The 8,966-nt window shown below is 72.0% G+C and carries 8 protein-coding genes; 3 read left to right on the top strand and 5 right to left on the bottom strand.

The window, feature by feature from the left end; genetic code table 11:
* Window positions 1-165: 165 nt before the first annotated feature.
* Window positions 166-639: a DUF4262 domain-containing protein gene (locus tag ACWIFB_RS07425; RefSeq protein WP_454057824.1), complete on the bottom strand. Its 474-nt coding sequence runs from the start codon at window positions 637-639 to the stop codon at window positions 166-168.
* A 185-nt stretch (window positions 640-824) separates the two neighbouring features.
* On the opposite strand from ACWIFB_RS07425, the gene ACWIFB_RS07420 reads away from it, so the two are divergent.
* On the top strand, window positions 825-1,985 hold the full coding sequence (locus tag ACWIFB_RS07420) for a patatin-like phospholipase family protein (protein ID WP_454057823.1): 1,161 nt from the start codon (window positions 825-827) through the stop codon (window positions 1,983-1,985).
* On the opposite strand, the gene ACWIFB_RS07415 is transcribed toward ACWIFB_RS07420, so the two are convergent.
* Window positions 1,982-2,497: a DUF732 domain-containing protein gene (locus ACWIFB_RS07415; protein ID WP_454057822.1), complete on the bottom strand. Its 516-nt coding sequence runs from the start codon at window positions 2,495-2,497 to the stop codon at window positions 1,982-1,984. The genes ACWIFB_RS07420 and ACWIFB_RS07415 overlap by 4 nt on opposite strands.
* A gap of 258 nt (window positions 2,498-2,755) precedes the next feature.
* Between ACWIFB_RS07415 and ACWIFB_RS07410 the strand changes: the two genes are divergently transcribed.
* Window positions 2,756-4,273 carry an FAD-binding oxidoreductase gene (locus ACWIFB_RS07410; RefSeq protein ID WP_454057821.1) on the top strand — a complete coding sequence of 506 codons (1,518 nt, stop codon included), beginning with the start codon at window positions 2,756-2,758 and terminating at the stop codon, window positions 4,271-4,273.
* Window positions 4,270-5,580 carry a class I SAM-dependent methyltransferase gene (locus ACWIFB_RS07405; protein ID WP_454057820.1) on the top strand — a complete coding sequence of 437 codons (1,311 nt, stop codon included), beginning with the start codon at window positions 4,270-4,272 and terminating at the stop codon, window positions 5,578-5,580. Before ACWIFB_RS07410 ends, ACWIFB_RS07405 begins: the two co-directional genes overlap by 4 nt.
* A 184-nt stretch (window positions 5,581-5,764) precedes the next feature.
* Here the strand turns inward: ACWIFB_RS07405 and ACWIFB_RS07400 are convergent, their stop codons facing one another.
* The 3 genes from ACWIFB_RS07400 to ACWIFB_RS07390 form a co-directional block, all read right to left on the bottom strand.
* Window positions 5,765-6,646 carry an anti-sigma factor gene (locus ACWIFB_RS07400; RefSeq protein ID WP_454057819.1) on the bottom strand — a complete coding sequence of 294 codons (882 nt, stop codon included), beginning with the start codon at window positions 6,644-6,646 and terminating at the stop codon, window positions 5,765-5,767.
* Complete coding sequence (gene sigK / locus ACWIFB_RS07395) at window positions 6,643-7,236, bottom strand: ECF RNA polymerase sigma factor SigK (RefSeq protein WP_452100783.1); 594 nt, start codon at window positions 7,234-7,236, stop codon at window positions 6,643-6,645. The genes ACWIFB_RS07400 and sigK overlap by 4 nt, the downstream gene beginning before the upstream one ends.
* Before the next feature lie 68 nt (window positions 7,237-7,304).
* On the bottom strand, window positions 7,305-8,924 hold the full coding sequence (locus tag ACWIFB_RS07390) for a molybdopterin-dependent oxidoreductase (protein ID WP_454057818.1): 1,620 nt from the start codon (window positions 8,922-8,924) through the stop codon (window positions 7,305-7,307).
* Window positions 8,925-8,966 lie beyond the last annotated feature (42 nt).

Below are 8,966 nucleotides of genomic sequence, written 5' to 3'. Positions count from 1 at the left end.
GCGCCGGCCGGCGCAGCCGCCGAGGCCGCCGCGCTCTGATCGAGTTCGGTGAGGTCCCGTGCGGTGATCGGCACGATGATCGTCGGTGAACTCGCGTCCAGGCGCAGCTGAGGGCGGGGCATGGCTCAACCCTACGACGGGGTCGGCGGCCGGCCCGCCCGGGCGTCAGCTGCAGGCCCCGCAGGGGCAGGGCCGGCGGGCCGGGATCAGCTCCAGTGCGGTCACCTCGCCGGGCAGTGGGGGCGGGCCGGAGCCGGCGGCTCCGTAGTAGAGGCCCGCCCAGCGCAGCGTGCGTTCGGGCCGGTGGACCGGCACGAGCTCCCAGGTGTGTCCGGCAGGTCCCTCGCACAGCAGGTGTCCGGCATCGAGTGCCTCGCCGCCCAGGACCACGTCCCCCCACCTGTTCAGTAGCGCGGCCGACTCCCGGCCGCCGAGGCCGCGCACCAGCAGTTCCGGATGGCCCAGCTCGGTGAGGCCGATCGTGTATCCGAACTGCTGCTCCGGCGGGATGGGGGCCGCGTGGCAGTCCCGGCAGTCACAGCCCTCGCCGACGTGGATGATGTTGATTCCGCAGCGCTCGATCGTGGCCGCGATCTTCAGCATCGCGGGATCGACCGGCGCGAACAGGGTGTGGGACATGGGTGCTCCTCGATGTGGTGATCTGTCAATCGTGCGGACCGTGGGGCCCGGTATCGAACTGATGGTCGATACAGTGCGGACGATAGGTGTCGGGTACGACACGGACGCCCGGTCGGCACGCCCGACCAGGGAGTTCACGGTGCACACTGGAAGACGTTCGGCGAACGCGGAAGGGGTGGCGCGGAATGAGGATCGCGTTGGCACTGGGGTCCGGCGGGGCACGCGGCTATGCGCACATCGGGGTGATCCGGGAGCTCGAGGCCCGTGGCCACGAGGTGGTGGGCGTATCGGGCGCGTCGATGGGCGCCGTGGTGGGTTCGTTGTACGCGGCCGGCAAGCTGGACGACTTCGAGGAGTGGGTGCGCGGGTTGTCCCAGCGTGACGTCCTACGACTGCTGGACCCGTCCTTCGCCGGCGGCGGCGCGATCCGCGCCAACAAGATCATGGCGGTGATCGGGTCGATGCTCGACGGCATCCGCATCGAGGGCATGCGCCTACCGTTCACGGCGGTGGCCACGGACCTCAAGGCGCGCCGCGAGATCTGGTTCACGCAAGGTCCGGCGGACGTCGCGGTGCGGGCCTCGTTCGCGATCCCCAGCGTGATCACCCCGGCACTGGTCGGCGGACGGCTTGTCATCGACGGAGGCGTGACCAACCCGGTACCGCTCGAGCCGCTCGCCCCGGTCGAGAGCGACATGCTGCTGGCGGTGTCCCTGACCGGCCGGCGCACAGGCATGCGCGTGACGTCGGTGTTCAAGAACCCGGGTCCCGACGACGGCGCCGACGCCGAGACCGGCCACACCCGCAAGGGCCCGGGGGCGGCCCGGTCCGCCGGCACGCTGACCGGCCGGATCCGGACCGCGGCCGCCGACGTCCGCGACGCCGAGCTGGTGCGCTCGATCGCCGCCCGCTGGGGCCAGGGCGCCACCGAGGGCGGAGATCTCCGCGACGACACCACCGCGGGCCCGGACGGCCGGGATGAAACGGGCACGCTGACCGACGCGGCGGCGTCCGCCTCGGATGCGGTCACGGCCAGCGCCACTACGGATGCAGAGCCCTCGCACGAGGTCGAGGAGTCGGTGGCCCGGGGCGAGGCCGAGGTCGAGTCAGAGGACCCCGGCGACGCCTCCCTGCCCGGCACGCTGCGGATCTTCGACGTGGTGATCCACTCGATCGAGGTGATGGAGAGCATCATCACCGCCTACCGGATGGCGGCGAACCGGCCGGACGTGCTGGTCGAGGTGCCGTCCGACTCGTGCACGGCGTTCGACTTCCACCGGGCCGACGAGATGATCGCCCTCGGCCGGCGCCTCACCGCGGAGGCGCTCGACCGGGCCGGGTTCTAGTTGTTCAGCGCCGGCGCGTAGTCCGGGCAGAAGGCGTTCACCGCCGCCTCGAGGACGGTCGCGCCCTCGTTCTCCGGCGCCTCGGGGTGCGCCTCGTAGTAGCTCGCGATCACCACGTCCGCGCTCTCGCCGTCCTCGAGGTCGCGGCACGCGTCGTGGCCGCGGACGAGGAAGTCGACGTCGTCGTGGACGGTGACCCCGTTGTCGCGGAGCGCGTCCAGGTACTCGCGGTCCTTATCGGGATGGTCGTCGCCGTCGTGATCGCCGTGGTCATGGCCCTCGTGATCGTCGCCGTCCCCGGCCTCACCCACGGCGCTCGTGGCCTCGGCGGCGGCGGAGCCGACGGCACTGGTGGCCTCGGTGGCGGCGGACGCGACCGCGCTCGTGGCGTCGGCGACCGTGTCGTCGGCGGTGTCGTCGCCGCTGCAGGCGCTCAGGGTCAGCGCCAGGGCGGCCAGCCCGGAGGCCGCCACCATCGCGCGGCGTCGGGTGCGGTGTGCGTGGGGTGACATGGGAACTCCTTGACCTCGTCGTGCTGCAGAGACGGCCCTGCCGGGGCCTGTGTTGCCGCAGACGGTACGGGACCTTCCCGCCCGGCCTGACGGGAACGAGGGAGGAAGATGACGTTGGTGCCACAATCGTGATGCGCGTGAGATCAGCCGGGGGGCGGTTTATCACGCGGGCGTCCGGGAACGTTGCGGGGGCGGGCCAGGGGACGCGGCCGCGCGGATCGATCACGACCGTCGCCGGGCCGCACTAAGGTGGGTCTCATGGGATCTGCCGTGACTGTCGTTGACCCTCTCGAGGTGGGTGCCGCCCGCCACGCGGAAGGTGTGCAGCGACTCGTCGACAGCTTCCGGGCGGTGCCCGAGGGGTCCCCGGTGCGACTGGCAAAGAAGACGTCCAACCTCTTCCGGCCGCGGGCCTCGTCGTCGTCGCCCGGTCTCGATACGACCGGTCTCACGCGCGTCATCTCGGTCGATCCGGACGCCCGCACCGCCGACGTCCAGGGCATGTGCACCTACGAGGATCTGGTCGACGCCACGCTCGCCCACGGCCTCATGCCGTACGTGGTGCCGCAGCTCAAGACCATCACGCTCGGCGGCGCGGTGACGGGACTCGGCATCGAGTCCTCCTCCTTCCGCCTGGGGCTGCCGCACGAGTCGGTGCTGGAGATGGACGTGCTGACCGGCACCGGCGAGATCGTCACCGCGCGCCCCGACGGCACCGAGCGCGAACGCACCCTCTTCCGCGGCTTCCCCAACTCGTACGGCTCGCTGGGCTACGCGGTGCGACTGCGCATCGCCCTGGAGCCGGTCAGGCGCTATGTCGAGCTGCGCCACGTGCGGTTCAACTCGACCGCCGCGCTCACCGCGGCGCTGGAGCGGATCAGCGTGGAGGGAAGGTACGACGACGACGACGCAGCCGCCGGCTCGGCCGACACCGGTGGCGCAGGCTCCGGCCCGGACCCCGATTCCGCCCGCGTCGACTTCCTCGACGGCATCGTCTTCTCCGCCGACGAGGCCTACCTCTGCCTCGGGCGGCACACCGACGAGCCCGGCCCGACGTCCGACTACTCCGGCGCGACCGACAAGCAGGCGATCTTCTACCGATCGGTCCAGCACGACTGTCCCGAGGGGGCGATCAAGCGCGACCGGCTGACCATTCGTGACTACCTGTGGCGCTGGGACACCGACTGGTTCTGGTGCTCGCGGGCGTTCGGCGTGCAGAACCCGCGGATCCGGAAGTTCTGGCCGCAGCAGCTGCTGCGCTCGTCCGCGTACTGGAAGATCATCGGCCTCGATCACCGCTACGACCTGGGCAACAAGATCGGCGCGCTCAAGGGCGAGGGGCCGCGCGAGCGGGTCGTGCAGGACGTCGAGGTGACCATCGATCACGCCACCGAGTTCCTCGAGTGGTTCCTGCGCGAGGTGCCCATCGAGCCGCTGTGGATCTGCCCGCTGCGGCTGCGCGAGTCCTCCCCGGCGCCGGGTTCGGACCGGCCGTGGCCGCTGTACCCGCTCGACCCGGGCACCACCTACGTCAACATCGGCTTCTGGTCCTCTGCACCTATAGAGCCGGGGATGGCCGAGGGTGCGTGGAACCGGCGGATCGAGGAGGAGGTCTCCCGGCTCGGCGGCCACAAGTCGCTGTACTCGGAGGTCTTCTATTCGCGCGAGGAGTTCGCCGAGCTGTACGGCGGCGAGCAGGCGACGCGCCTCAAGGCTGAGTTCGACCCGAACGGTCGGTTCGCGACCCTCTACGACAAGGCGGTAGGAGCACGATGACCACGACCCGCAGCAGCACGCCCTCGGGCACAATGACGATCGGCGAGATCATCGGCGCTTTCGCGACCGGTGAGCCGCCGCTGCGGATTGAGGCCTACGACGGCTCGGCCATCGGGCCGGCAGACAGCGACCTGGTGCTCCGCCTGAAGAGCGAGAAGGCGCTGCAGTACTTCGTCACCGCCCCGGGCGATCTCGGGCTGGCCCGCGCCTACCTGATGGGCGAGCTCGAGGTGGAGGGCGTGCACCCCGGTGCCCCGCGCGACGTCTTCGGCTCGCTCGAGGTGTTCCGCAAGACCATGACCCGCACGCCCGACGCGCGGACGCTGCTGCGGATCGCCCGCTCGATCGGCCGCGAGAACCTCACCGTGCCGCCGATCCCGGCGCAGGAGGTGCCGCCGGCGTGGAAGCGCGTGGTCAGCGGGCTGCGGCGGCACTCCAAGGAGCGCGACTCGGAGGTGGTGAGCTACCACTACGACGTGTCGAACCGCTTCTACGAGTGGATCCTCGGGCCGTCCATGACGTACACGTGCGCCTGCTATCCCGAGGTCGACGCGTCACTGGAGACGGCGCAGGAGAACAAGTACCGCCTGGTGTTCGACAAGCTGGGGCTCTCCGCCGGCGACCGGCTCCTCGACGTGGGCTGCGGCTGGGGCGGCATGGTCCGCTACGCCGCGCGCCGGGGCGTCCGCGTGATCGGCGTGACCCTGTCCAAGGAGCAGGTCGAGTGGGGCCGGGCCGCGATCGAGGCCGAGGGGCTCGGCGATCTGGCCGAGGTCCGGCTGCAGGACTACCGCGACGTGCCCGAGCGGGACTTCGACGCGGTGAGCTCGATCGGCATCACCGAGCACATCGGACGCAAGAACTACCGCGACTACTTCAGCAAGCTCCACGGCTACCTCAAGCCGGGCGGGATCCTGCTCAACCACTGCATCACCCGGCCCGACAACGCGGGCAAGGTCAAGGCCGGGCAGTTCATCGACCGCTACATCTTCCCGGACGGTGAGCTCGCCGGCGCCGGCACCGTGCACATGGAGGCCGAGAACGCCGGCTTCGAGGTGCTCCACGAGGAGAACCTGCGCCCGCACTACGCCATGACCCTGCGCGACTGGTGCGCCAACCTCGTCGAGCACTGGGACTCCGCGGTCGAGGAGGTCGGCGAGCCCATGGCCAAGCTGTGGGGCCTGTACATGGGCGCCTGCCAGTACGGCTTCGAGCACAACAAGATCCAGCTCCACCAGATCCTCGCCGTGCGTCTGACCGACGAGCAGACCTGGGATCGCCCCCTCCGCCCGTGGTGGCAGCCCTGAGACGACGCGTCCCGCGCACACCGCCGACCCCGGCCCCGACCCCGGCCCGGAGTTTCGGCCAGCCCTCCGGCCCATGACCTGGGGTGCCCTGAACGCACCGAGCAGGGCACCGCAGGTCAGCGCGCAGGGCGCCCCGGGTCCGCGTGCGACCGAGTAGCCGAAGCGGAGCGGGCCCAGCCCACACTCAGTCGAGATTGAGCGCGAGCAGGACCTCGCCTGTCGGGGCCGGTGAGCCGCCGGCGGGCTCCTCGGTGAGACCGATCTGCTCGGAGCCGCGGATGCCCTCGATCTGCGCGGCGGGCGACGGGCCCACCTCGCCCGACTCCATGGTCCCGGCGGGGATCGGAGCGTGGTCGCCCATGAGCCACAGCTGATAGGCGCGCCCCTCGGCGGGATCGGGCAGACCGGTCATCGAGATGACCGCCATGTCCGCCGACCGCGACGCCAACACGGTGGCCAGCCCGTCGCCCGCCACCTGGCCGCGGGTGATCTCCAGGTCGTCGGAGGCCAGCAGCATCGTCACGTCGCCCGGCATGGCCCCGGACGGCGGGGCCGCCACGGGCAGGTTGTCCTCGGGGGACGAGCCATCGGTGATGCGTCCGATGCCCACACCGGCCGCGACCAGCAGGATCGCGGCCGCAGCGGCGCCGATGACGGTCCACATCCGGGGACGGCGACGCGCCCGCATCGCGTCAAGACTGGTCACCGAGCCGCCGCCACCCGGCCGGTCGCCGGAAACGGGGTCGCCGGTGGTGTCGTCGTCATCGTCTCGGGGTCCACCAACGCGGTCCCGCCGCGCCCGGGCGGCCACCTCGTCGAGGACGCGGGCCCGCAGTGCGGGAGGGGGAGCGGTGTCGAGGCCGGCGACGGCGACCATGTCCGCGGCGACCTCCTGCGTGGACGCGATGTGCGCGAACATCGACGCGCGCTGCTCCTCCGGCGCGTTGACCAGCGCCTCCTCGAGGGCCTCGGCCTCGCGCGGGGGCAGGGCGTCCAGGGCGTACAGGTCGAGATCGGCGGGGTCGATGCCGCCCGCGGTCTCAGGATGATCGTGATGGCTTCTCACGCCAACGCACCTCCCAGGCAGCCCTTCAGCCGCCGCAGCCCGTCGCGGATGCGGGACTTGACCGTGGGCAGGGCGGCGCCGAGCCGGTCGGCGACCTCGCGGTAGGTCAAGCCGGTGAAGTAGGCCATCTCAATGGACTCGCGCTGGGTGTCGGTGAGGGTCTCCAGGCATCCGCGCACGCGCGCGGCGTCCTCGTCGCGGCCGATCCGCTCGGTGACCTGCTCGGCGACGTCATCAGACGCGGCGGACCCGGACGCGGCCATGGCGGCGGCGTCGACCTCGTCGCGGCGCGTCGCGGAACTCTCCGCCCGCACGCGATCCACCGCGCGGCGATGGGTGATGGTCAACACCCACGACTGCACCGATCCGAGCGACGGCCGGTAGTCGACGGCCTGCTTCCACACCTGGAGAAACACTTCCTGCACGGTCTCCTCGGCGTATCCCGGATCGCGCAGGACGCGCAGCGCGAGGCCGTACGCGCGGGGCGCGAGGAGGTCGTAGAAGCGGGCGAACGCGTCGAGATCGCCGCCGGCGGCGAGCTCCAGCAGGCGCCCCGGGTCGGCCATCGACGGGGCGGTGGGCTCGGGCACGAGCGTCAGTCTAGTGCGGGGGGCGGCGCGCTGTACCGGCGCGGGCCGCGGCGTGTCGAGGACGGCCATCACGCCGTCACCCGGAAGGTGCGGTTGTGCCAGCCGGTGGCGCCGTCGGGGACGGTGGGGCGGCGCTGCTCGGTCTGGACCTCGCCGCGGCCGTCGGTGGCCCGGACGTGCAGCGTGTGCAGGCCGGGTTCGGCGTCCCAGTCGAACGACCACATGCGCCAGGTGTCGAGAGAGTAGGCCGGCGACAGGCGGGCGTCGGTCCAGGGTCCGTCGTCGACCTGCACCTCGACCCGGTCGATACCGCGGCGCTGCGCCCAGGCCGTTCCGGCGACGACGACGAGGCCGGCCTCGAGCTCCGCCAGCGGGGCCGGTCGGTCGATCCGGCTGGCGGTCCGTATCGGGCCGCGCTCGCCCCAGCCGCGGTCGGTCCAGTAGGCACTCGCCTGGTCGAACCGCGTGACCTCCCAGTCGATCACCCACTTGGTGGCGGAGACGTAGCCGTACAGGCCCGGGACGACCTGGCGGACGGGGTAACCGTGTTCCAGCGGCAGGGGCTGGCCGTTCATACCGACAGCCAGTAGGGCGTCGCGGCCGTCGGTGAGCGCCTCGAGCGGGGTACCGGCGGTCCAGCCGTCGACGGAGGTGGAGAGCAGCATGTCCGCGCCGGGCAGGGGGCCCGCCTCGGCGAGCAGGTCGGCGATCGGGAAGCCGGTCCAGGCCGCGGTGCCCACCAGGCCGCCGCCGACCTCGTTCGACACGCAGGTCAGCGTGACGATCCGCTCCTGCGCCTCGCGGGCGGTCAGGCCGTCCCAGTCGAGTTCGATCTCGTGCTCGACCATCCCGTGGATCCGCAGCCGCCAGTCGCGGGCGGTGATCGCAGGGACGCGCAGCGCGGTGTCGATGCGGTAGAACTCGTCGTTTCCGGTGAGGAACGGGGTCACGCCGGGGGCGTCGGGCACGATGCCGTCCGGGACGGCGGGGGCCGCCTGGCGCGGTAGGACGCGGGGCAGGCGCAAGCCGGTGCGTTCGGCCACGACGTCGGCGGCCCGCCGGCCCAGCGCGACACCGGTGGCGCCGGCCGCGGCGATGACGGCGACGGCGGAGCCGGCCAGGATGAGGAAGCGGCGGCGGTCCGGGCCGGTCGTGGCCGATGGCGCGGACTCGGCCGGCGGCGCTGATCCAGTTGTTTCGCGGCTCCGGTACAGCGACCCCACCAACAGGCGCAGGGTCACCACACCAACGATCGCGCCGAGCAGGGTCGGCAGAGCCCAGAGCGGGCTGCCGTTGGGGCGTAGGGCTGCTGCGAGCGCCCCGACCACGCCGAGGACGACGATCACGGCCGAGCCGATCGGTCGCCGGGGTCGCTCGAGCAGACCCGCCACGATGCCGATGAGCAGGAGGATGACGGACAGCCCGATCAGGAGTGCGGGTTTGTCGGCGGTGCCGAGTGTGTCGATGGTCATCTCGCGTACCGCGGCGGGCGCGCGGTCCACCACGGAGTCGGCCACCGCGAGGAAGGGTGAGGCCGCCGTGTCGAAGGCCGCGGCGATCGCGTGTCCGAGAGACAGCGCGACCCCCACCGCGAGGACGCCCGACAGGGCGCGCGCCGCTGCTACGGGCCGGCGACCCCGGCGGGGGCCCTGCCCGGACCCCGTTGTGTGAGCCTCTGCTGTGTTCATGTGAGGAGTTCGGAGCGGAGCCGCCGACGGACCGGTTCGGAA

The organism is Dietzia sp. NPDC055340 (assembly GCF_053645335.1).
This window is presented reverse-complemented; position numbering and strand designations above follow the sequence as displayed.